The sequence below is a fragment of the Corallococcus sp. CA054B genome (assembly GCF_003611625.1).
Taxonomy (GTDB): Bacteria; Myxococcota; Myxococcia; order Myxococcales; family Myxococcaceae; genus Corallococcus; species Corallococcus coralloides.
In genome coordinates, this window is the sequence record NZ_RAVY01000037.1 from 1 (window position 1) to 22,076 (window position 22,076).

Genomic DNA, 22,076 nt, shown 5'->3' on the forward strand with positions numbered 1-22,076 from the left:
CCCCCGCCGGTGCCGGACAACGCCCTGCCCCCTCGCGGCGGGACGGGGGCCACGGCGCCGGTTCCGGCAGGCGCGCCTCCCACGACGACGGGGGCCACGGCGCGTCCCGCGCCGGTGGCGTCGCGCTTCGGGCTGGCGGTGATCGCCGGGACGACGCGCGGCCAGCGCTACAAGCTCCCGGTGACGGGCTGCGTGGTGGGCCGCCAGCGCGGCGCCATCCTCTTCCCGGACGACGTCTTCGTGTCGCCGCTGCACGCCACCTTCCTCGTGAAGGACGGCGCCCTCTTCGTGCGCGACGAGTCGAGCGCGTCGGGCGTCTACGTCACCTTCGCCGGCACGGAGCCCCTGGCGCCGCGCGCCCTCTTCAGCGCCGGCCAGCGGCTGTTCCGCTTCACCGGCCGCGTGGAGGCCCCAGCGCCCGTGGCGGGCCGCCCCACCCCGTATGGTTCGCCCGTGCCGCTCGGCCAGGCGCTGTACGGCGTGGAGGAGGTGCACATGGGTGGCAGGGCGGGCCGCGCGGTGGTGACGGCCGCGGCGCTGCTCACCATCGGACAGGCCCACTGCGACCTCGCGTACCCGAACGACGAGGGGCTCGCCGGCCGTCACTGCGAGCTGAGCCCCACGGCGACGGGCGCGATGCTGCGCGACCTCTCCGGCGGCCTGGGCACCTTCGTGCGCATCCCGCCCGCGACGGAGCGGCAGTTGCGTCCGGGCGACCGCGTCCGCCTGGGCCAGCACGTCATGCAGGTGGAGACGCTGGGTTGACGGGAAGCGCCCCGCGCGTCTCCGAGCCGAGCCGAGCCGGGCCGGGTGCTACCGGCACTCAGGGCGACGAGGGACGCGCCACCGGGCTGCCGAGCCGGACCTCGATGTACGCACGCGCACGCGAGTCAGGCATGTCGGTCAGGTGGCGCACCCACCAGCCGCGGGCCTCGTCCGTGTTGTCGCGTTGCCAGTACAGCTCGCCCAGCTTGAGGGCCAGCTCCGCTTCCGGGTTGAAGTTGAAGGCTTCCTTGTAGCTGGAGGTCGCGCGGACCAGCTCCCCGGCCATCACGTCGCGGTCGCCGTCCTGCGTCAGCTTGCGCGCCTTGTCCACGTTGCGCGCGTTGCTGGGGATCTGCCGCAGGTAGTCCGGCTGATCCGACCCGGAGGTGAGCAGCCGGGGCGCGTTGGGCGGCGCCACGTACTGGTTCCCCTCGGAGCCGCTGCCCGCGCCAATGCCGAAGTAGTAGACGAAGAAGCCCACCGCCCCCAGCACCAGCACGGTGGTGAGCGCCTTGAAGAAGAGGATGATGCCCTCGCCGCCACCGGAGGCGGGCGCGACCACGGAGGTCTGCGTGCCCTCGGGCGCGAGCGTGGCCTCTTCGGAGATCGGCGTGCGCGAGTGGGGCAGGCCCTGCACGGTGGCTTCCACCGTCACGTCGTTCCAGGCCGTGTTGTTGCGCGCGGCGTTGTGGGCGGCCTGCGACTTGCGCGGGATGGGAGCCAGCACGCCGGAGGCCTGGGGACGGCGCCCGCCCGTGTCGTTGGCGGCGGCCCCTCCGCGACGGCGCTCCTTGTCGGCCGCGAGCAGCTCCGCCTTGAAGGCCGCGGCGTTGGCCGGCCGGTCATCCGGGTCCTTGGACAGGACGCGGAGGATCAGCCGCTCCATTCCCGGGGAGATGCGCGCGTCCGGACGGCGGCGCGTGGGCGGGGGCGGCTCCTCGGTGAGGTGCTTGGTGGCGAAGCCCACCGCCGAGTCGGACTCGAAGGGGAGCAGGCCCGTCATCAGCTGGTAGAGGATGACGCCCACCGCGTACAGGTCCGAGCGGTGATCCAGCACCGCGCCCCGCGCCTGCTCGGGCGACATGTACTCGGGGGTGCCGCACACGAAGCCCGCGCGCGTGAGGGCCGGGCCCTCGTCCTGGGAGTCGGTGATCTTCGCGATGCCGAAGTCCAGCACCTTCACGAAGTCCGGCTCGTTGCGGCGCTGCTCCACCATGATGTTCTCGGGCTTCAGGTCCCGGTGGATGACGCCCGCGCCGTGCGCATCCGACAGCGCGCTCAAAATCTGCAGGGCGATGCGCACCACGCGTGCCTCGCCCAGCGGCCACTCGCGGCTGAGGATCTGATGCAGGTCCTGCCCGGCCACGTACTCCATCGCGATGAAGAGCGCGCCGTCGTCCGCCTGACCGAAGTCCAGCACGCTGATGGAGTTGGGGTGGTTCAAGCGGCTGGCGGCCTTGGCCTCGCGCTGGAAGCGCGCCACGGTGCGCTCGTCCGACAGCAGCGTGTGGCGCAGCACCTTCAGCACCACCATCTTGTCCAGCGCGAGCTGACGGGCGCGGTACACCTTACCCATGCCGCCCTCGCCGATGAGGGCTTCCACCCGGTACTTGGAGGCAATCGTCTTGCCCACGTATTCGTCGCCGCCCTCCGCCGTGCGCAGGAGCGTCGCGCCGCAGGCGGGGCAGTAACGGGAGGAGTCTTCGGCGTCGGCGCCGCAGGAAGGGCAGTACACGTCAGCGTCCAGTCAGTGGGGCCGGGACTTCACCATGCCCCTCGGGTGGGAGCAAGCCGTGCGCTGTCGGGCCCCCCAACGCGGCGCGGGCCTGCTAGAAGGGACGCTCGCATGGACGCCGTGGACTATTGCCCCCGCTGTGACACCGAGAATTCCCGGGATGCCACTGTCTGCCGAGCTTGCGGCTCGGCGCTGCGCTCCGGGACCATGGTGATGGCCGTGGCGCACATCTCGTCGCGCCCCCAGGTGTCCATCCGCGTGGTGCGCGCGGACGGTGGCCCGGAGGCGCTCGTGCGCATGCAGCGCGACACCCTCACCTGCGGCCAGCAGGCGGACATCGCGCTCAACGACGACCCGTTCATCATGCCCGTGCAGGCGCGCTTCTTCTTCTCCGGCGCCCGCCTCGCCATTGAAGACGTGGGCGGTGCCAACGGCGTCTTCGTGCGCTTGCGCAACGAGCGCGAGCTGCCCGCCGGCGGCGAGCTGCGCCTGGGCCGTCAGCGCATGGTGCTGGAGCCCATCCCCGCCGCGGCGCTGGGGCCCGGCGGCACGCAGGTGTGGGGTTCGCCGGATCCCGGCTACCGGCTGCGGCTCATCCAGTTGCTGGAGGGCGGCCTGCGCGGCGCGGCCTTCCCGCTCAAGGACGGCGACAACCTGCTGGGTCGTGAGCAGGGCGACATCGCCTTCCCCACGGACGGCTTCGTGTCCGGGCGGCACGCGCTGCTACAAGTCAGGGGGGACCGGCTGATGGTGCGCGACGTGGGCTCGTCCAACGGCACCTTCATCCGCCTGGCGGGACCGACCTTCGTCGACAACGGCGATCACTTCCTCATCGGCCGTCAGCTGCTGCGGGTGGAGATCCAGCCCGCGGCGGCCTGAAGCGACGGTCCTTCGCTGGAGCAGCACGGACCGCACGGGAGCACCGTGCGGTCCGGTGAAGCCACGGCTTCAGCCGTAGGACTTCTCCTTCTTCTCCTGCTCTTCCTTGCAGCGGATGCAGAGCGTCGTCACCGGACGTGCATCCAGGCGCTTGGGGGAGATGTCCTCCTCGCAGCGCTCGCAGATGCCGAAGGTGCCGTCCTCCACGCGCTTGAGGGCGCCGTCGATCTTCTGCAAGAGGAACTTCTCGCGGTCCCGAAGACGGAAGACCATGGACTGGGTGTACTCGGAGGCGGCCTGGTCGATTTCGTCAGGCAGGTCGTCCGTGTCGAAGGACGATTCCTCCACCAGGGTCTTCTTCGCGCTTTCGAGCAGGCTCGCTTTGCTGTCCTCGAGCATCTTCTTGTAACGCTTGAGATCTTTCTGGTTCACAGCCTGCGGCTCCGTTGGACGGGTAGAGGGGGCCTGCCCCCGAAAAAAAGGGCCCGAAAGCTTTATTCATGCAGCTGCCAGTGTCAAGCTGACCTGCTCTAAAACGAAGGGTGCACGAGGGGCGCCTTGAGCGACAACACGAAGTTCGATCGGGAATTCTTGCGCTCGGCGCTCTCCCTGGCCGCCAAGAGCGAGGTCGACCACTTCCTCTACATCTGCGACACGCCCATTGCTCCGGAGGACCTCCGGGGTAAGCCCGCGCGCAAGAAGCTGGTGTACGCGGTGACATTGGAGCCGCTGGCGCAGGAGCTCCTGCGCAAGAAGCTGAGCGCGCTCGTCATCCCCGCGTACGACTACTCGCGCACGGAGAGAGTGAAGGTGGCGCTCGTGTCCGCGCTGTCCCAGGGCGCGTTCAAGGAAGGCGACCTGGTGCTCTGCATGACGGGCAAGGTGGGCCGCGCGCCGGACACGCTGATGCAGATGCGCATCGGCGGGTCGCTGGACGACCGGCTGGCCATCGAGGGCGTGAAGCTGGGCGAAGAGTTCAATTCGCAGGTGGTGGACGCGCTGATCCAGCTGGCGCTGCAGATTGGCCAGGAGGGCTTCGAGGGCCATCCCATCGGGACCATCATCACGATTGGTGACCACACGAGCGTGCTGGAGAAGAGCCGGCAGCTCACCATCAACCCGTTCCAGGGCCTGTCGGAGTCCGAGCGCAACGTGCTCGACCCGAAGATTCGCGACGCCATCAAGAACTTCTCCGTGCTGGACGGCGCGTTCGTCATCCGCGAGGACGGCGTGGTGCTGTCCGCGGGCCGCTACCTGTCCGCCAACGACGACACGGTGAAGATTCCCCTGGGCCTGGGAGCGCGCCACGCGGCCTCCGCGGGCATCACGTCGTCCACGCACTGCATCGCGCTCACGGTGAGCCAGACGTCCGGCGCGGTGCGGCTCTTCAAGGGCGGCAACATCGTGCTGGAGCTGCACCAGACGGCGCGGCGGACCTGAGAAGCGCCCTGCCCTACTTCACGCGCTCGGGCGCGGCGTGGGGCTGGTGCTCCTCGCGGTAGATGTCCGCCAGGGCGTGCGCCTTCTCCACCTCGTCGCGCGCCGCGTCCAGCGCCATCACCCGGTCGAAGCGCTCCACCTGCTCGCGCAGCGCTTCCGTGACGACGCCTCCCGCGGCCATGCGCGCGGACGCGCTCTCCCGCTCGATGCGCAGGTCCGCCACGCGCTCGCCCAGCTCGCCTGCCGCGCCGAGCAGCAGCTCCGAGTCCCGCTCCGCGCGTCGCAGCGACTCCCGCGTGGATTCCAACAGGCGCTCGGTCTGCACGCGGTCGCGCTCCAGCACGCCCACGCCCTTCGCGTCTCCCCGGTCATGCGCCGTCTGCCGCCGTCCGGCGATGTCGCCCAGGCGGGCGGTGTAGCGCGTCACGCCGCGGGAGAGCTCGCCCTTGAGGGCCAGCAGCGTGGCGGCGGACTTGCGCACCTCGGCCGCCTGACGCTCCAGGTCCTCGATGAGCCGGTCGAACGTGGCCAACGGGTCCACGGGCGCCGCGGGTGTCTTCTTGCGTTTGAGGAAGCCGAACATGGCGCGAGCCGAAGCCTACCCGAACGGGCGGCAGAGCAACCGCACGCGTTCCAATGCCTCGGCCACCGGGCGCCCGCCGCCGGACAGCACGGCCAGGTAGCGCGCGGGCGTAAGTCCGTAGACGGACAGCAGGTGCTGCAGGAGCACCACGCTCTCCGTCGCGCGCCGGTCCGCGGAGGCAAGCGACGCGGCCTCGCCCACCGCCTCCAGGATGTCCGTCACCCGCGCCACGAGTTCCGCGCCGGGCGCCTCCGGCACGGGGGACGCCGCGGGCGCGGCTGGGAAGAGCGCGTCGAAGGAGGCCTCCACCGCCACGCCCGACCCGGGAGCGCGGCCCGCCGCCACCGCCTCCAGCGCGTCCAGGTGCGGGGCCAGGGCCTCCAGGGCTTCCAGTGAGGCCGGCACGTCGCGAGGCAGGAGCGTGCGCCAGGGCGTGTCGAACTCCGTGCGGGCCCAGCGGATCTCCTCGTCGGAGAGCGGGTGGTAGAAGGCGCGGCCTCCAGCGGCGCGCTGCTCCAGCACCAGGGACTTGAGGTCCGGGTTCTCCTCGCCCAGCGAGATGAAGCTCAGCGCGATGTCCAGGGCGCCCATGGGCGCGCGCGTGCGGCGGATGAGGTCCAGGTCCACGCGGTCCTCGCCGTCGGTGATGAGCACCACCGTGGCGCGCGCGAGGTACGGGTCGCGCCCCTGCGCGGCGCGGATGGAGTCGAAGGCGGACAGCAGGGCCAGGGAGATGTCCGTCTGCCCTTCCGCGGGTGAGTCCCGGAAGAGCTTTTCAATCTGCCGGGTCGCCTCCGCGGCGGTGTCCACGCGGGCCAGCTCCGTGGGCACGTCGTTGAAGAAGCTGAAGTAGAGCGGGTCGAAGTTCTCTCCGCGCCGCGCCTTCACGCGCAGGTTGTTCAGCTCCGCGATGATCAGCGCGTCACGGAAGCGCGCCCGCGCGCCGTGCATGGAGCCGGAGGCGTCACAGACGTAGACGCGCACGGCGGTGCGCTTCACCTTGCGCGGCTTGGGGGGCGGCGCGTCGTCCAGGTACGTGCGCACGAGCTGCCGGTGCCCCGCGAGGTCCTGGAGCAGACGCCGGGGGTCCGTGATGACGAAGTGGTGGACCTCGTCCAGGCTGCCCGTCGTGGCGAACGACATCGTCTGCGTCGGATAGGGCACCTGCCGCGGGACGGCCCGCACGGCGGCGGCGTCCTTCTCGACGATCTCCTCCGACAGTGCGTCCTCCACGTCGAAAAAGCGCGCGCATCCCGCCGCCAGGTCGAACGTGGCCAGCTGTTCCGGCTTCAGGGAGAACGCCAGGTCCGCGAGCTGCTCGTCCGGCGAATCCTCCGCTTCGCGTCCGGACTCCGCCTCGGCATCCGCCTCTCCCAGCCACTGGAGCCGCGTGCCCGCCTCGGCCTCCTCCACCATCCGCGTCAGCCGGGACTCGGGGGGAAGCAGCGGCGTCAGCGCGCGCCGCGCCGCCGAGGCCAGCTCCGCGTCGCCCGCTTCGATGGCGCGCTCGTAGAGGCCCTGCAACGAACGGTAGGCGCCCCGGGGATCCTTCTGGGCAGTCTCCCGCACACCGCGCACCAGCGCCTCCAGGGAGCGCGTGGGTGGAACCTCGCGCACCCGCTCGCGCGCCTCCGCCACGTCGGTGCGCAGCGCCATGCTCCGCGCGCGGTCCGCGTCCGTGGTGCCCAGGCGCAGCAGCATCTCGTGGGCCAGGTCCAGGTCGCGCCGCTTCTGCACCAGGTCGATGACGTTGTCCCGCGCGCGAGCGGCCAACAGCTCCGCGACGGCCAGGCGCGCATTGGCTGGCGGCCGCTCCCGGGTCGTCCCAGGCGGGCGTTCGAAGATCTCGAACGGCGCGTCCTCACCGCCCTGCGCTTCCAGTGGACGGCTGAAGAGCTCCGCCACTTTCACCGCGCGGGCCAGCCGCACGAAGCCGCGGTCCAGCGCGGTGAGGGCCCCCGAAGGCATCTCCCCGGAGCGGTGCGCCTTCTCCACCAGGCGCAGGCACTCCTCGTACTCCTCCAGTGCCTGGTTCGCGCGCGTCGCGAGCCCCTGCGCGAGCGCCCCCGCCCTGCCCCGCTGGGTGCCCAGCGCGAGCAGGAGCCGGGCATCCGCGGCGGTGTGGATGCCCACGCGATCCAGCTCGCGGTCGAGCGCCACGAGCACCGGCAGGCCCAGGTCCTCCGGTCCCTTCAGCTTGCGGCCGAAGGGCCAGGACCACGCGCCACCACGGGCCACCACGGGCTGGCGGAGCGCATCCAGGCGCTGCCGCAGGGGAGTGAGCCGACGCGCCAGCACGTCTCAGCGCCGCCTTCCGGACAGGGCCCCCGCGCTCACGGCGCGGTCCGCCGCTCCAGCACCTGACGGCTGAAGCGTCCGAAGTCCTCGTCGATGCCGCGCAGCTGGGTGGACAGCTTGCGCGCGCGCTCTCCCAGCTCGCCCGGGAGCGTCTCCAGCATGCCCAGCGTGGCCTTGAGCCGCACCAGTTCACCCTCCTTGAGCGCGAGCTGGGGGAAGCGGCTGCGAACCAGCCGCTCGAAGGTGCGCTCCGCGTCCGCACGGCCGTTGAGCGCCTCGGGGGCGGGCAGCGCGGACAGCAGCTGCGTCAGCCAGCTGCGCAGGTACTTGATGCGCGAGAGTAGGAAGGACAGCTCCGCCTCGGCCACGGCCGCGCGGACCGTGTCGGAGAGGAACGCGGACGCGGACGGGGGACGCGCCGCCATCAGCTGTCCGTCCAGGCCCACGAGCGCGGTCAGCTCGCCGTCCGGGGCCTGCGCGGACAGCTCGCCCCGGTAGTAGGTGTACGCGTCGCCATTGAGCACGGCGTTGGGGGCCGGAGGCGGGCTGGCCACCTCGCGAGACAGCACGCTGGCATGCTCCCGGAGGCGGTTCTCCATCAGGTCGCGGCACTCGGCGAGCACCGGCTCCGCCGTCACGCCCTCGCGCCGCAGGTTCTCCGCAACCGCCTGCACCGCGCGGCCGTACTGCTCGATGCGCTCGAACGGGGTCGCTCCCAGCACCTCGCGCGCGTACGCCACGCTCAGCGGCCGGAGCAGCTCCTGCTTCAACCCCGCCTGGGACGGATCCAACGCCGTCAGGGCGTTCTCCAACTGGGTGAGCCGCCGCGAGTCCGCGGACAGCGCGTCCAGCGGATCCTTGCGGCCCCGGGGCGCCTGCGCAGGGAACGCCGCCGCCACCCGGCGCCGGAGCGCGGCCACCACCCGGTGGCGCGTGTTCCGGTCCGCGTCGCGCAGCCGCTCGTGGAGGGATGGCACCGCCTCGCTGAGCATCGCCGCCAGCGAGCCCATCACGCCCAGTTCCTCCTCCAGGTTCTCCGCGAGCCCGACCAGCCACTCCATCTTGACGGTGTCCTCGAACGCGAGCCCCTCCGCCGCGGACGCGCTCATCTCCAGCGCCTGCTCCAGGAACCGCGCGGCCGACTCGCACAGCGCGGGGTAGCCCGGCTTGAGCTCCGGCACCGACCGGCTCAGCTCCAGGACGTCCCGGATGGCGATCAGCAACGCCACGCCGCCGCGCCCCTCCCCCTGCCCCGCCGCCATGCCCCGCGACAACCGCTGCTCCAGGGCCGCCACCAGCGCACGCGCCGCCACCAGCAGCGGCGCCCGGTTCTGGCCATGGCGAGGCCCGGGCACCAGCTTGCCCAGCACGCCGCGCGCGGTGGTGGACACCACGCCCGCCTGCCAGTTGCGGCTCAGGCCCTCCGCGGCGTTCACGTCGTCGGCGGCCGCGAGCGTCGTCGCCTCGCGCTCCACGCCGCCGCCCAGCTCCTGCCGGACCTTGCCCAGCACCTCGTCGAAGGTGCGCTGCTCCAGCCGGACGATCTCCAGCTGCGCCCGCTCGCGAGGGTCCACCGCCGCCTTGAGCAGCGCGTCCGCCTCCGCCGCGGGAGGACCTCCCAGGAGGAAGAACCAGCGCAGCGCGTCCAGGTCCTCGACGGTCGCCTCGAGCGGCCGGTCCGGACGGCGGTAGATCTGATCGCGCACCACCGCCGCCTTCAGCGTCCAGAGCGCCTTCACCACCGAGCGCTGGGAGAAGTACTTCGTGGGCACGTAGTCCGGCAGCTTCGACACCTGCGCCACGAGCGCGCGCTCCAGCGCGTCCGTGAGCATCTCCACGCCCTCCAGCACGTGGCCGGGCACTTTCACCTGGGCCACCGCGTCCTGGAGCAGGTCCAGCTGCTGGAGCGTCAGCGTGGCGCGCAGGTCCGGCCGCGTCCCGTGCACGAAGCGGTGCAGCATGGCGGCCCGGCTCTCCCGCCGGGCGAAGGCCTTGGGCACGAAGCTGATGAAGCTCAACCGGTCCGCGAACGCCAGGAGCAGCTCCGGCGAGCGCGCCAGCACCTCCGTGAGGTACCGGTTGCTCGTCATCACCACGCACTCGGTGCGGCCGGCCGTCACCTTGCGGCCGTGCTTCAGCTCCCGCTCGTACATCACGTTGAGGATGGAGCGCAGCAACATGTCCCGGCCGTCGAAGACCTCGTCCAGGAACGCGTGCACCGCGCCCAGCATGCCCTCGTCGGTGAGGTACTCGGTGCGCCCCGTCTCCGTGAGCACCTTGAAGTCCACCGGACCGATGAGGTCCGTCTGCAGCGTCGTCTCCGCGATCTGCTTGGAGAACAGCGACGGCAGGCCGGACACCTCGTCCGTGATGCGCCCCAGGACAGCGCTGGCGACCGCGCTCTTCGCCGTCCCGGGCGGCCCCACCACCAGCACGTGCTCGCGGCAGAGCAGCGCCAGCTCAATCTGCGTGAACAGCGTTTCCCGCTCCAGGTACGTCTCCCGCAGCTCCCCGAAGAAGCGGCGAAAGGACTGGGCGGCCTGCAGGTTGGGAGGAGGCGAAGTCACGAAGGGGCCAGAGGAGGATGCGGGGAAGGCCGCATGCTACCCGCGCCCCTCCCTCTATTTGAAGTGCACCGCGCACGCCCCGTCGGGGCAGTTGCGACCCGCGATGCGGAAGCGGTAGCGGGCCACCACCCCATACACCGCGTCCGCCAGCTGCCGCAGTCCGGGGACGTAGTACACGTAGAGCAGCCGCCCCAACGGCCGCCGGCCCAGCGCGCGGACAATGGCCTCCGCTCCCTCCAGGACCCGGCCATCCGCCTGGATGAGCTGCATGGCCTTCTCACAGCGCTCGAAGCTCACCCCCGGGAAGGCGGCCAGGACGCCCTCGTCGCGGAACGAGAGCAGCTGCGTGCCCTGCCCTCCCACCAGCTTGCGCATCTCCCGCGCGGCGCCGCTGCAGACGCGGCAGTGGCTGTCGTAGAGCACCACGTCATGTCCCGGCGGTGTCGTCTGGAGCGTCGTCATGGGTCACCTCCCCCTTGCCCCCAGTATGTCAACGCGGCTTGAGCATCTCATGCAGTTGCCCGTGCACGCTGCGCCAGATGTCGTGCTGCCGTTCAATAGGATCCATCAGCGCCATGCCTACCGACGTCGCCGGGGAGCTGCCCTGGAAGGCCGAGTACTGTCGGATGCGCGTGCCGCCGCTGCCGTCGTCGTCGAAGACGAACTGGTTGGTGCCGCGCAGCGGGTGTCCGTCCAGGGTGGTGATGTGGACGACGCGCTCCGTCTCGTTGAGCTTCACGGTGATGGGCGCCCACACTGGAGGCGGGCCCTGCTCCTCCAGGAACAGCCGGGCGCCGTCCGTCAGCGCGCTCGCCGCCGGCCGCAGGGAGATGCCCGCCGCGCCGAAGAGCAGCTCCGGGTTGCTGACGAAGGCCTCGAAGGCGTCCCTCGCGGACACGCCGGGGATGGTGCTGGTGTAGTCGGTGAGCGCCGTGGGAGCGCCCGCGATGGGCGGGCTCGGGTCCAGGTGCCCCAGTTGCTTGCGCGCATAGGCATCCATCAAGGCGCCCTTGTCCAACGTCACGCTGAACGCGGCGGCCTGGGTCTGCTCCAAAAGCCGCGCTCCCTGCTTCAGCTGCTCCTGGATGGAGCCAGTGGGCTTCGGCGGGAACGCGCCCCCCACGCCGAAGTCGAAGCCGTTGCCCTCCCGCGCCCGGGGCGCCACCTGCGGCGCCCGCGCGGGAGCCGTGGCCTGCGCGCCGGTCCCCCGAAACACCTCCACGGAGTTGGCCGGAGCGGCCGGCGTCCGTGAAGGCGCCTCCGAGCGCGGGGCCAGGGGAAGCGCTACGCCTTCGGGCGCGGCGAGGTCGGGGAGGACGCCGGACAGCAGGGAGTCGATGCGGGACATGGCGGGACACCTTCGGAGTGGACAGCGAGGAACCCACCCGCCCCTTGCAGTGCCTCCGCCACGCGCGCCCGCGTGAATTCGCGGGGTTGCTCCCGGACCTCATCCCGCGTCCGGCACACCCGTCCACCGCCTCGGAAAAAAGAAGGCCGGCGCCCCTCGTCGGAGCACCGGCCCTTGGGACTTCAGCCCCCGCCGCGGGGCGGGTGGCTCACGGAGTTACGACTGGCGGAACTCGGCGTCCACCACGTCGTCCTTCGCGGACGGCTGGGCGCTGGAGCCCGGAGCCGCGGAGGGCTCGGCGCCCGGAGGAGGCGTGGCGCCCGGCGCGCCGCCGGTGGCCCGGTACATCTCCTCCGCCGCCTTGTAGCTGGCCTGCTGGAGCTTCTCGAGGGCCGCCTTGATGGCGTCCTTGTCCTGCCCCTCGCGGACGGAGTTCAGCTCCGCGACACCGTCCTCGACGGCCTTCGCCACCTCGGGGGTGAGCTTGTCCTTGTTCTCCTTGATCATCTTCTCCGCGGCGTAGGACTGGCTCTCCGCCTGGTTCTTCACCTCGACCAGCTCGCGGCGCGCCTTGTCCGCGGCCTCGTTGCTGCGCGCGTCGTCGACCATCTTGGTCACTTCGTCCTTCGACAGGCCGGACGAGTGGCTGATGGTGACCTTCTGCTCCTTGCCGGTCGCCTTGTCCTTCGCGTTGACGTTGAGGATGCCGTTCGCGTCGATGTCGAACGTCACCTCGATCTGCGGCACGCCGCGCGGCGCCGGGGGCATGCCGGTCAGGTGGAAGCGGCCGAGGCTGCGGTTGTCGCCCGCCATCTCGCGCTCACCCTGCAGCACGTGGATCTCCACCTGCGTCTGGCCGTCCGCCGCCGTGGAGAAGGTCTCCGACTTGCGCGTGGGGATGGTGGTGTTGCGCTCGATGAGCTTCGTCATCACGCCGCCCAGCGTCTCCACGCCCAGCGACAGCGGCGTCACGTCCAGCAGGAGGATGTCCTTCACCTCTCCGGAGAGCACGCCCGCCTGCACCGCGGCGCCCACCGCCACGACCTCGTCCGGGTTCACGGAGCGGTTGGGCTCCTTGCCGAACAGCCGCTTCACGGCCTCCTGCACCATGGGGATGCGCGTGGAGCCGCCCACCAGCACGACCTCGTTGAGCTCCTTGGGGTCCAGCCCCGCGTCCTTGAGGCACTTGCGGCACGGCTCCAGCGAACGCTCCACCAGCGGGCCAATCATCTGCTCGAACTTGGCGCGCGTGAGCTTCACGTTCAGGTGCTTCGGACCAGAAGCATCCGCCGTGAGGAACGGCAGGTTGATCTCCGTCTGCGTCGCGCTGGACAGCTCGATCTTGGCCTTCTCCGCCGCCTCCTTCAGGCGCTGGATGACCATCTTGTCCTTGCTGACGTCGAGCCCGGTGTCCTTCTTGAACTCGCTGATCAGCCAGTTCATGATCTCCAGGTCGATGTTGTCGCCGCCCAGGTGCGTGTCGCCGTTGGTCGCGAGCACGTCCACGACGCTCTCGCCCACCTCCAGGATGGACACGTCGAAGGTGCCGCCGCCGAAGTCGTAGACGGCGATCTTCTCATCCTTCTTCTTGTCCATGCCGTACGCGAGCGCGGCCGCGGTGGGCTCGTTCACGATGCGGCGCACGGTGAGGCCGGCGATCTCACCGGCGTCCTTCGTGGCCTGGCGCTGGGCGTCGTTGAAGTACGCCGGGACGGTGATGACCGCCTCCGTCACCTTCTCACCCAGGTAGTTCTCCGCGGCGCGCTTGAGCTTCAGGAGCACCTGCGCGCTGATCTCCGGCGCGCTGTACTGCTTGCCGGCGATGTCCACGCGCGCGTCGCCGTTGGGGCCCCGGCCCACCTTGTAGGGGACGAGCTTCGCTTCCTCGGTCGTCTCCTCGAAACGGCGGCCCATGAAGCGCTTCACCGAGTAGACGGTCTGCTCCGGGTTGGTGATGGCCTGGCGCTTCGCCACCTGACCGACCAGGCGCTCCCCGTCCTTCGTGAACGCGACCACCGAAGGCGTGGTGGGTGCTCCCTCTTCGTTGACGATGACCTTGGGCTCGCGACCCTCCATGATCGCCACCACGCTGTTCGTGGTGCCCAGGTCGATTCCGATAATCTTGCCCACGGTTCCCATCCTCTGGAAATGACTGCGTTTTTCCTGCGAAATCCCGATGTAAGCCCAACGTAACCACCCCCCCCGGCGTGTCAAACGCGAGGGCGGGTTTCCCCGTAGGCCCGGGCACCCAACGCAAAGGTGATGACGCCCGCTGCGTAGCGCAGTGCGCAGTCCGGGAAGGCGCTGCGTCACCAGAACGCCATCCGCGCGCCACGGGTGCGTAACGCGCTCTACACTGCCGTCACCCCGCGGTAGCAACCGGGCGGGCATTTTGGACACCAGCGGACCGTTCAACCCCTCGAAATCACATCAGGGCGCCCGGCTAACGCCGCGCGTCAGGGGTTGGCGAGAAAAGTGCACAGTCCGAACCGCGTCATCGCTGTCATACCGCTCCCCGCCCCTCTGGAGTCGTCCATGCTGGTTCAGCCCCTGCGTTCCACGGACTTCCGCCGCTCGCCCGCGGCGCTGCCGTCCGCCGAACCAAAGGTCGCGGTGCTGCTGAACGCGAACGCCCGCAAGGTGGACGCCCGGGTCGTCAAGCTGCTGTCGCACGTGGTGCCGGAAGAGGACCTGTTCCTGTCGCGCTCGCCGCTGGACGCGCGGCGCATCGCGCAGACGGTGCTGGAGCGGGGCTACCCCACCGTGTTCACCGGCGGCGGCGACGGCACCTTCATGGGCTTCGTCAACGAGGTGCTGCAGCAGGTGGGCCCGCGCGGGAAGTTCGCCGGCCAGGCCGCGCCGCGCTTCGGCATCCTCAAGCTGGGCACGGGCAACGGCATCGCGGCGTTCGTCAACGCGTCCAGCACCCGGGGCGACGGCATCCTCAATGACGTGGTGCGCGCCCGCGCGGCGGAGTTCCCCAGCGTGCGCACCATGGACCTGGTGCAGGTGGACGGCCAGCGCGCGCCCTTCGCGGGCCTGGGCGTGGATGGCAAGGTGCTCAACGACTACATCTCCGTGAAGGAGTCGCTGGGCAAGGGCATGTTCAAGCGGGTCATGTCCGGCGGTGGCGGCTACTTCTCCGCGGTGGCCTTCAAGACGGTGCCGCACTACCTCACCAGCTCCGTGCTGGTGGAGTGCGAGGTCGTCAACGGCCCGTCGGAGGCCTACCGCCTGGGCGCGGAGGGCCAGACGGTGGGCGCGCCGCTGGCGCCGGGCGCGGTGCTCTTCCGGGGCAAGCTGATGATGGCCGCCGCGGGCACCATGCCCTTCTACGGCTACGGCTTCCGCATGTTCCCCCACGCGAATGACCGCCGGGGCTTCCTGCAGCTGCGCCTGGGCCAGGTGTCGCCCACGCAGGTGCTGGCCAACCTCCCCCGCCTGTGGAACGGCCGCTGGGCTCCGGAAGGCCTGCACGACTTCCACGCCCGCGAGGTCACCATCCGCTTCGCGCGCCCCATGCCCTTCCAGGTCGGCGGCGACGCGGCCGGCTACCGCGAGCAGGTCACGCTGTCCGTGGCGCCCGAGTCCATCGAGCTGCTCGACTTCAACGGCGTGCAGTAGTCCCCTGGCGGTCGAAGGGCCCAGGCAGTCCGGGCCCTCCCCCACGCATCAAGGCTCCGACAGACTTCAGCCGCGGTCGCGCGACGCCGGGGGCTTCTCGCCCGGCTCCTTGCGCCGGCCCACGGCGAACGCGTAGCTGACGCCCGGCCGCTGGTTGTGCTCGCGGTGCAGGGCCAGCTCCTCGCGGAAGGTGGCGCTCTCCGGCGCGGCGCCTTCCGGCAGGTGCGCTTCCATGTCCTTGTAGAGCGCGTCCAGCTCCGTGTCGTGCAGCGACTCCACGGACTCCGGCTCGAAGCCGGCGGTCTCCAGCGCCTGGAGCAGCTCGCGCGGCAAGAGCAGCGGCGCGCCCAGGCGCTTCTCCCAGAAGTCCAGCACGGGCTTGGGCGTGAAGCGGCCCACCTTCGCCGGGAAGGTGAAGCCCACGCGGCCGCGCTTGCCCAACAGCGGGCGGAACGTGCGCAGCGACACGTCCAGCGGGTACTGCACGCGCCCCGGCACGAGGATGCCGTGGAAGGGGCCATCCAGCATGCCCAGTGCGTCCGGCGCCACGCGGCGGACTTCAATGCGATCCGCCAGGCCCTGGGCGCGCACGCGCTCGCGGACGGGGGACACCAGGGTCTCATCCGTGTCCACGGCCACCACGGAGCACTTGAGCTCCTGGGCCAGCAGCACGGCGGCGCCGCCCTCCGGACCACAGCCGAGCACCAGCACGCGAGAGCCCTGCTCGAGCTGGGCCACCTTGGCGAAGCGGCGCGTGGCGTCGTCGGATCCGAACGCGCGCTGCGCCCCCGGCGGGTGGTACAGCGGGAAGTGCTCGGCGGGACTCATTCCACCCTCATATACGCACCCCGGCCGGACTTCCAGCCGCCGGCGGCCTCCGGGCGCCCTGGGGCATCCGCCCGCGCACCGCCTGCCTCACAGGTAGTAGACGATGCGGGGATCCTGGTGCAGCTCCGCGTAGATGGCCCGGCGCTGCTCCTCGGACAACAGCAGCACGGACACGCTCAGGGACACGAACTTCCCCTTGCGGCTGTGCTGCACGTGGATGGAGTCCGGAGAGACCTCCGACCCCAGCTTCCGCCGGAAGAGCGAGCGCACGTGCTCCTCGAAGCCGGGCGTCTCCTCGACCGTCGCCTTGCCCATCACCTTGTACTCGTACACGGAGGGGTACTCGACGAGGGGCTTCTTCTCCTCGCCGGGGGTGTCGGGCTTGTCGGTGCCGTCCTGGGTCATGACACGTCTCTATCAGGCACGGGCCTTCGGCGCTCTACAGCAGGTTGGCCGCCAACTCGGCCAGCATGCTGCGCTCGCCCTTGGCCATGGTGATGTGGCCGGCGATCTTCTCGTTCTTGAAGCGGTTGACCACGTGCACGAGCCCGTTGTTCGTGGAGTCCACGTACGGGTTGTCGATCTGGAACGGGTCGCCGGTGAGGATGATCTTCGTGTTGTCGCCCACGCGGGTGAGGATTGTCTTCACCTCGTGCGGGGTGAGGTTCTGCGCCTCGTCCACGATGATGAACTGGTTGGGGATGCTGCGCCCGCGGATGTACGTGAGCGGTTCGATCTCCATCAGCCCCAGGTCGATGAGCTCATGGTGGCCGCGCCCGGCCTTCTTGTCCGCGCGGCTCAGGTTCATGAGGAACTCGACGTTGTCGAAGATGGGCTGCATCCAGGGGTTGAGCTTCTCCTCGACGCTGCCCGGCAGGTAGCCGATGTCCCGGCCCAGGGGGAAGATGGGACGGCTGACCAGCAGCTTGTGGTACAGCCCCTCCTCCGTCACCTTCTGCAGGCCCGCGGCGATGGCGAGCAGCGTCTTGCCCGTGCCCGCCTTGCCGACGATCGTGACGAGTTTGATCTCGTCATTGAGCAGCAGGTCCAGGCAGAAGGCCTGCTCCATGTTGCGCGGCCGGATGCCCCAGGTGCCTTCCTTGCTGTTGCGCGCGAGCGGCACCAGCCGCGCCTTGGCGCCGTTGAAGCGGGCCATGGCGGTGTGGGACGGGTTGAGCTCGTCCTTGAGCAGCACCAGCTGGTTGGGGAAGAGCCGGTCCTGGGCCGGCACCTCCACCTCGCCGCCGGGCTTGTAGAGCTGATCCACCATCTCCGTGGGGACGAGCAGCTCCGTGAAGCCGGTGTAGAGGTCGGTGATTTCGACGCGCTCGGTGTCGAAGTCCTGGGCGGACAGGCCCAGGGCGTCGGCGCGGATGCGCAGGTTGGTGTCCTTGGTGATGAAGACGGCCTGGGTCTCCGGCTCGGTCTCCATCAGGTCCAGGGCCACCGCGAGGATGCGGTTGTCCACCAGGTTGCTGTCCGCCATGGAGGACGGCAGCGAACGGTCGGTGAAGGCCACGCGGAGCATCCCGCCGTGCGGCAGCGGGACGCCCTCCTTCATGGAGCCTTCAGCGCGGAAGGAGTCCAGGTAGCGCGCCACCAGTCGCGCGTTGCGCCCCAGCTCGGAGAGATCGCGCTTGAACTGATCGATCTCCTCGATGACGTAGATGGGGATGATGACGTTGTTGTCCTTGAACCCGTAGATGCTGCGGGGGTCATGGAGGAGGACGTTCGTGTCGAGGATGAAGTTCTTTCGCATCGAGGGCTTCGCGACCTGACCTGGTTCGGGTGCGATTGCTGACGGCGAGCGACGACCGTGGAGGACCGACGCCTTCCAATATAGGCACCGAACGAGGGGCCACCAGCTGCATTCCCGTCTGAAAGCGCGAAGGTCCGTCCGAAACAGCACGGCCGTTCCCGACGGAACAGGGCGCTACAACGGCCCTCAGGACGTCGCGGCCGTGCGCAGCGCGGCGGGCGCGGGCTCGCCAGCGTCCTGGAACGGAGACGCGGGCGCCAGCGGATCATAACCCAGGACCTCCACTACCCTCTCGGGCGGGGGGCCGGGAGGCATGCGGGCCCAGGGGAAGCGCGCCTGCAGCAACTCTTCGTCCAGGGACAGCACCTGCTTCGCGTGGAAGCGCCAGGCCTTGTGCCAACCGTTCGTGTCGAGCCGCCGGGCCACCCGCCGCGACAGGGGGCTGATCATCGGCGTGGGCGTGAAGAGGGCCGCCTGTCCCTGCGCGTCCCGCATGCAGCCCAGCTCCACCGCCCACGCCACGAGCCAGCGGGGCCAGCCGCGGCCCGCGCGGCGAAGGGCGCTGAAGTGCCCCTGCGCGGCGCCATCCACGAAGGTGAAGCGCGGCTCGTAGACGCACGCGGCGGAGAAGGTCGCGGGCATCAGCGCCACGCCCTCCGCGCCGATGCGGCGGGCCATGAGGTGCAGAAGCTCCATCAGGTCGCGCGACAGGGAGAGCCCGGGATGGAGCTGTCCCGGGAGCGGCGGACGGTTCCAATCGAAGGGGCGCCCCGGGTGCTGCAGGAGGAGGCTGTCCACGTAGAGCAGCGGCGCCTCCGCGGCCGAGCGGGTGAAGCCGACCTCCGCGCCCATGGCCTGACGCAGGGACAGGTCCACGACGGCCGCGTGGTAGCGGCGGCTCAGGACGGTGATGCGCGGCTGGAACGGATCCTGGCAGGACAGGCGCACGTCGACGGGTCCCACCCGCTCCTCCAGGCGCTGCGCGAAGCCGTAGGCCTTCAGGGCGTGCTCCAGGCCCTCCTGGCTGTAGGTGCCGAACGCCAGGCCCACGCGGTCACCGCCGGACTCCAGGCCCAGGTCGTCCAGGGACAGGGACTCCTCCGCGGACGCGGCCAGGTCCGCGCTGCTCAGGCGCGAATAGGTGCGGCGAGCATGGGAGCTGAGCTCTGGCGTCCGGGGCATGGGAGCGTCCTAGTCGTAGCGGATGTCCACCAGGGTGAGTTCAATCTCACCCCGTGGGCGCCGCACCTCCACGGTGTCGCCCAGGGCCTTGCGAAGGAGCGCGCGGCCCATGGGTGACTCGACGCTGATGCGGCCTCCGGAGGCGTCGATCTCGTCCGAACCGACAATCTGGTACGTGCTGCGGATTCCGCCCTCGTCCTCCAGGGTAACGGTGGCGCCGAAGTAGACTTTCGAGCGATCGCCCTGTTCGGAAGGGGTGACGATGGTGGCGGTGTCCAGGCGCTTGGAGAGGAAGCGGATGCGCCGGTCGATCTCCCGGAGGCGCTTCTTGCCGTAGATGTATTCGGCGTTTTCTGAACGGTCGCCCTGGGCGGCGGCGGCGGAGACCTCGGCGGTGACCTTGGGGCGGGCCTCGTTGAGGAGCTGGAGCAGCTCGCGGTGCATGCGCTCGGCGCCCGCGCGGGTGAGGTAGCGGCGGAACGGGGCCTGCTCCCCTGCCTCTTCGTCCTCGGGGGTGTCGTCGGGCGGTTCGGGAGCTTCCTGGGACATGCCCCGTGTATAGCGCCGGACGCTGACGGGTGGAGGGCGACGGGCCGGGGGATGTTCACCGCGGGTCGGGACGGGGCGTGTCAGGAAGGGGCGCCTGCGATCGCCAGTGGAACTCCCCGGGCGCTGCTGGTAGGAAGCGCCTCGCGGGGCCGCTGGCGGATCCGCAGCCGGTGCCAAAAAAAGAATAGCGAGTCGCTAGCTCAGCTGGTAGAGCACCGGCCTTTTAAGCCGAGGGTCGGGGGTTCGAGCCCCCCGCGACTCAAGCAGTGACGACGTCCCCGTCGTCTAGAGGCCCAGGACGCTGGCCTTTCAAGCCGGTAACACGGGTTCGAATCCCGTCGGGGACACTGGAACAGCCCCGTAGGTACCCGGAAGCAACGGGTACCTACGGGGCTGAGCCTTTTCTGGGGATCGCTGGAGTCTGGTCGATGACGTACGGATTGCGTACGTCAATCCTCCTTGCGACTCGCCTCTCTCACCCATCGGCGTGCCCTCCAAAACTACGGGGCCTTGAGAGCTTCACGCAGTGCCGCATTCTCGGAGTCCAGCAACGCCGAGTAGAAGTGAAAGACCCGTGAACTGGGGGAGCACCTTGGAGGATGCGGTATGTTCCACCGCCGATGGCTCTCTCCCCTCCCCTGACTCCTCAGCAGCGGCGCTCCGCGCTTGAACGGCTCTCCCGTGACCGGCTCATCCGCCTCTCCGACCACTTCAAGTTAGATGTCGGCGACCGTCGAGTCGCAGAGAACCACATCAGCGCAATTATCGAGTCCAAGTCCGTGGACTTCGGAGAATTGCTCGGCCTGCTCAAGCGAGAGGAGCTTCAGGCTATCTGCGAGGCTTTGGGGTTGGACCGAGGTGGTCGAGAGAAGGATGTCCTCGTCCAGCGCATCTTGAACCTCGGCGTAACCACCGACGAAGTTGAGACTGCCGCCAATGCGTCCGTGGCTGCCCAGCCTCAATCCGGAGCGAGTAAACGTGCTCGCACTGAGAAGAGCGGCGGCGATCTCGGCTTCGAGGCCACCCTCTGGCAGGCGGCCGACAAGCTCCGAAACAACCTTGATGCCGCCGAGTACAAGCATGTGGTCCTCGGCCTGATCTTCCTCAAGTACGTCAGCGACGCCTTCGAGGAGCGCCGGGCCCAACTCCTGGCCGAAGCCGACCAAGGTGCAGACGCCGAGGATCCGGACGAGTACCGGGCTGAGAATATTTTCTGGGTCCCCAGAGAGGCCCGCTGGACTCAACTTCAGGCGGAGGCAAAGCAGCCGATCATTGGCAAGCTCGTGGACGACGCCATGGTCGCCGTCGAGCGTGATAACCCGAGCCTGAAGGGAGTCCTGCCGAAGGAGTACGCCCGCCCGGGACTGGACAAGCAGCGCCTCGGTGAGCTGATCGACCTCATTGGTAGCATCGGCCTCGGAGACCGGGAGAACCGCAGCAAGGACATTCTCGGCCGCGTCTACGAGTACTTCCTCTCGGAGTTCGCTAGCGCCGAGGGCAAGAAGGGGGGCCAGTTCTACACGCCGCGCTCTGTGGTGAAGCTGCTCGTGGAGATGCTGGCTCCGTACCGTGGCCGGGTCTTCGACCCCTGCTGCGGTAGCGGCGGCATGTTCATCCAGAGCGAGAAGTTTGTGGAGGCCCACGGCGGCAAGCTCGGGGACATCAGCGTCTTCGGACAGGAGTCGAACCCCACGACTTGGCGCTTGGCCAAGATGAACCTTGCGATCCGGGGCATTGACGCGAACCTCGGCGCGGAGAACGCCGACAGCTTCCACCGAAATCAGCACAAGGACCTCAAGGCCGACTATGTGCTGGCGAACCCGCCCTTCAACGACAGCGACTGGGGCGGGGATCGTCTGCGCGAGGATGTCCGGTGGAAATTCGGTGTCCCGCCGGCCGGCAATGCGAACTTCGCCTGGGTCCAGCACTTCATTCACCACCTGAGTCCAACCGGGACTGCCGGCTTCGTCCTGGCGAACGGTTCCATGTCCTCGAACCAGAGCGGCGAAGGAGCGATCCGGCAGGCGATCATCGAGGCCAACCTCGTGGACTGCATGGTCGCGCTTCCGGGCCAGCTCTTCTACTCGACGCAGATCCCGGTCTGCCTCTGGTTCCTGGCGCGGGACAAGAAGAACAACCGACTCCGGGACCGACGCGGCGAGACCCTCTTCATCGACGCTCGCAAACTCGGGCGCATGATTGACCGCACGCACCGCGAACTGACCGACGAGGACATCGCCCGGGTCGCCGGCACCTACCATGCTTGGCGCGGGGACAAGGGCGCAGGCAAGTACGAGGACGTGGCCGGCTTCTGCAAGGCCGCGCGCCTGGAGGAGATCAGCAGCCACGGCTTCGTGTTGACACCCGGCCGGTACGTTGGCGCCGAGGACGTGCAGGACGATGACGAGCCCTTCGCCGTTCGCTTCCAGCGCCTGACCTCGACCTTGGAGGCACAGTTCGCCGAGGGCGCACTGCTGGAGGCGGCGATCCGCGAGAACCTCGGGAGACTACGGTGAGAC

General features: G+C 69.8%; 18 protein-coding genes and 2 tRNA genes. 7 read left to right on the top strand and 13 right to left on the bottom strand.

Going from position 1 to position 22,076, the window contains the following annotated elements:
- Nucleotides 1-765 (top strand): FHA domain-containing protein (locus tag D7V80_RS12090; protein WP_120588305.1); only part of this gene is annotated, 765 nt, incomplete at its 5' end.
- Between the two features lie 58 nt (nt 766-823).
- Here D7V80_RS12090 and D7V80_RS12095 read toward each other — a convergent pair.
- On the bottom strand, nt 824-2,500 hold the full coding sequence (locus D7V80_RS12095) for a serine/threonine-protein kinase (protein WP_120588306.1): 1,677 nt from the start codon (nt 2,498-2,500) through the stop codon (nt 824-826).
- A gap of 111 nt (nt 2,501-2,611) precedes the next feature.
- On the opposite strand from D7V80_RS12095, the gene D7V80_RS12100 reads away from it, so the two are divergent.
- Nucleotides 2,612-3,379 (top strand): FHA domain-containing protein, encoded by a 768-nt coding sequence (locus D7V80_RS12100; RefSeq protein WP_014395768.1) that lies wholly within the window; start codon nt 2,612-2,614, stop codon nt 3,377-3,379.
- 69 nt (nt 3,380-3,448) lie between these two features.
- Here D7V80_RS12100 and D7V80_RS12105 read toward each other — a convergent pair whose 3' ends face one another.
- Nucleotides 3,449-3,811 carry a TraR/DksA C4-type zinc finger protein gene (locus D7V80_RS12105; protein ID WP_014395767.1) on the bottom strand — a complete coding sequence of 121 codons (363 nt, stop codon included), beginning with the start codon at nt 3,809-3,811 and terminating at the stop codon, nt 3,449-3,451.
- A 126-nt stretch (nt 3,812-3,937) separates the two neighbouring features.
- Here D7V80_RS12105 and D7V80_RS12110 point away from each other — a divergent pair, with 126 nt between their 5' ends.
- The gene (locus D7V80_RS12110) at nt 3,938-4,819 is read left to right on the top strand and encodes a diadenylate cyclase (protein ID WP_014395766.1); all 882 of its coding nucleotides are present in this window, start codon (nt 3,938-3,940) and stop codon (nt 4,817-4,819) included.
- Between the two features lie 13 nt (nt 4,820-4,832).
- On the opposite strand, the gene D7V80_RS12115 is transcribed toward D7V80_RS12110, so the two are convergent.
- The 6 genes from D7V80_RS12115 to dnaK all read right to left on the bottom strand — a co-directional run bounded on the left by D7V80_RS12115 (nt 4,833) and on the right by dnaK (nt 13,745).
- Complete coding sequence (locus D7V80_RS12115) at nt 4,833-5,402, bottom strand: PspA/IM30 family protein (protein ID WP_120588307.1); 570 nt, start codon at nt 5,400-5,402, stop codon at nt 4,833-4,835.
- A gap of 15 nt (nt 5,403-5,417) precedes the next feature.
- Entirely contained in the window at nt 5,418-7,700 is a 2,283-nt protein-coding gene (locus tag D7V80_RS12120; RefSeq protein WP_120588308.1) for a vWA domain-containing protein, read from the bottom strand.
- 35 nt (nt 7,701-7,735) lie between these two features.
- Complete coding sequence (locus D7V80_RS12125; RefSeq protein ID WP_120588309.1) at nt 7,736-10,267, bottom strand: AAA family ATPase; 2,532 nt, start codon at nt 10,265-10,267, stop codon at nt 7,736-7,738.
- Nucleotides 10,268-10,321: 54 nt separating this feature from the next.
- Nucleotides 10,322-10,729: a thiol-disulfide oxidoreductase DCC family protein gene (locus D7V80_RS12130; RefSeq protein WP_120588310.1), complete on the bottom strand. Its 408-nt coding sequence runs from the start codon at nt 10,727-10,729 to the stop codon at nt 10,322-10,324.
- A 28-nt stretch (nt 10,730-10,757) separates the two neighbouring features.
- Nucleotides 10,758-11,615 (bottom strand): hypothetical protein, encoded by an 858-nt coding sequence (locus D7V80_RS12135; RefSeq protein ID WP_120588311.1) that lies wholly within the window; start codon nt 11,613-11,615, stop codon nt 10,758-10,760.
- 216 nt (nt 11,616-11,831) lie between these two features.
- The gene (gene dnaK / locus D7V80_RS12140; protein WP_120588346.1) at nt 11,832-13,745 is read right to left on the bottom strand and encodes a molecular chaperone DnaK; all 1,914 of its coding nucleotides are present in this window, start codon (nt 13,743-13,745) and stop codon (nt 11,832-11,834) included.
- 405 nt (nt 13,746-14,150) lie between these two features.
- Between dnaK and D7V80_RS12145 the strand changes: the two genes are divergently transcribed.
- Nucleotides 14,151-15,239, top strand: coding sequence for a diacylglycerol kinase family protein (locus tag D7V80_RS12145; protein ID WP_120588312.1), 1,089 nt, complete (start codon nt 14,151-14,153; stop codon nt 15,237-15,239).
- A 66-nt stretch (nt 15,240-15,305) separates the two neighbouring features.
- Here D7V80_RS12145 and D7V80_RS12150 read toward each other — a convergent pair whose 3' ends face one another.
- From D7V80_RS12150 to greB, 5 genes are all read right to left on the bottom strand, one after another.
- Nucleotides 15,306-16,067, bottom strand: coding sequence for a cyclopropane-fatty-acyl-phospholipid synthase family protein (locus D7V80_RS12150; RefSeq protein WP_120588313.1), 762 nt, complete (start codon nt 16,065-16,067; stop codon nt 15,306-15,308).
- An 87-nt stretch (nt 16,068-16,154) separates the two neighbouring features.
- The gene (locus tag D7V80_RS12155; protein ID WP_014395757.1) at nt 16,155-16,472 is read right to left on the bottom strand and encodes a YbeD family protein; all 318 of its coding nucleotides are present in this window, start codon (nt 16,470-16,472) and stop codon (nt 16,155-16,157) included.
- 34 nt (nt 16,473-16,506) lie between these two features.
- Complete coding sequence (locus D7V80_RS12160; RefSeq protein ID WP_120588314.1) at nt 16,507-17,826, bottom strand: PhoH family protein; 1,320 nt, start codon at nt 17,824-17,826, stop codon at nt 16,507-16,509.
- A 186-nt stretch (nt 17,827-18,012) separates the two neighbouring features.
- A complete protein-coding gene (locus D7V80_RS12165; protein WP_120588315.1) occupies nt 18,013-19,008 on the bottom strand; it encodes a deacetylase in 996 nt (331 codons plus the stop codon).
- 9 nt (nt 19,009-19,017) lie between these two features.
- On the bottom strand, nt 19,018-19,557 hold the full coding sequence (greB, locus tag D7V80_RS12170) for a transcription elongation factor GreB (RefSeq protein ID WP_014395754.1): 540 nt from the start codon (nt 19,555-19,557) through the stop codon (nt 19,018-19,020).
- A 189-nt stretch (nt 19,558-19,746) separates the two neighbouring features.
- On the opposite strand from greB, the gene D7V80_RS12175 reads away from it, so the two are divergent.
- The 3 genes from D7V80_RS12175 to D7V80_RS12185 all read left to right on the top strand — a co-directional run bounded on the left by D7V80_RS12175 (nt 19,747) and on the right by D7V80_RS12185 (nt 22,073).
- Nucleotides 19,747-19,819 (top strand) — tRNA-Lys (locus D7V80_RS12175).
- 12 nt (nt 19,820-19,831) lie between these two features.
- Nucleotides 19,832-19,904 (top strand) — tRNA-Glu (locus tag D7V80_RS12180).
- Nucleotides 19,905-20,177: 273 nt separating this feature from the next.
- Entirely contained in the window at nt 20,178-22,073 is a 1,896-nt protein-coding gene (locus tag D7V80_RS12185) for an N-6 DNA methylase (RefSeq protein WP_120588316.1), read from the top strand.
- The last annotated feature ends 3 nt before the right edge of the window (nt 22,074-22,076 follow it).

Excerpts from the sequence above, each read along its gene's own strand:
- D7V80_RS12160 (WP_120588314.1), bottom strand. The coding sequence starts at position 17,826 with ATGCGAAAGAACTTCATCCTCGACACGAACGTCCTCCTCCATGACCCC.
- D7V80_RS12155 (WP_014395757.1), bottom strand. The coding sequence starts at position 16,472 with ATGACCCAGGACGGCACCGACAAGCCCGACACCCCCGGCGAGGAGAAG.
- D7V80_RS12185 (WP_120588316.1), top strand. The coding sequence starts at position 20,178 with ATGGCTCTCTCCCCTCCCCTGACTCCTCAGCAGCGGCGCTCCGCGCTT.
- greB (WP_014395754.1), bottom strand. The coding sequence starts at position 19,557 with ATGTCCCAGGAAGCTCCCGAACCGCCCGACGACACCCCCGAGGACGAA.
- D7V80_RS12135 (WP_120588311.1), bottom strand. The coding sequence starts at position 11,615 with ATGTCCCGCATCGACTCCCTGCTGTCCGGCGTCCTCCCCGACCTCGCC.
- D7V80_RS12145 (WP_120588312.1), top strand. The coding sequence starts at position 14,151 with ATGCTGGTTCAGCCCCTGCGTTCCACGGACTTCCGCCGCTCGCCCGCG.
- D7V80_RS12150 (WP_120588313.1), bottom strand. The coding sequence starts at position 16,067 with ATGAGTCCCGCCGAGCACTTCCCGCTGTACCACCCGCCGGGGGCGCAG.
- D7V80_RS12115 (WP_120588307.1), bottom strand. The coding sequence starts at position 5,402 with ATGTTCGGCTTCCTCAAACGCAAGAAGACACCCGCGGCGCCCGTGGAC.
- D7V80_RS12100 (WP_014395768.1), top strand. The coding sequence starts at position 2,612 with ATGGACGCCGTGGACTATTGCCCCCGCTGTGACACCGAGAATTCCCGG.
- D7V80_RS12165 (WP_120588315.1), bottom strand. The coding sequence starts at position 19,008 with ATGCCCCGGACGCCAGAGCTCAGCTCCCATGCTCGCCGCACCTATTCG.
- D7V80_RS12130 (WP_120588310.1), bottom strand. The coding sequence starts at position 10,729 with ATGACGACGCTCCAGACGACACCGCCGGGACATGACGTGGTGCTCTAC.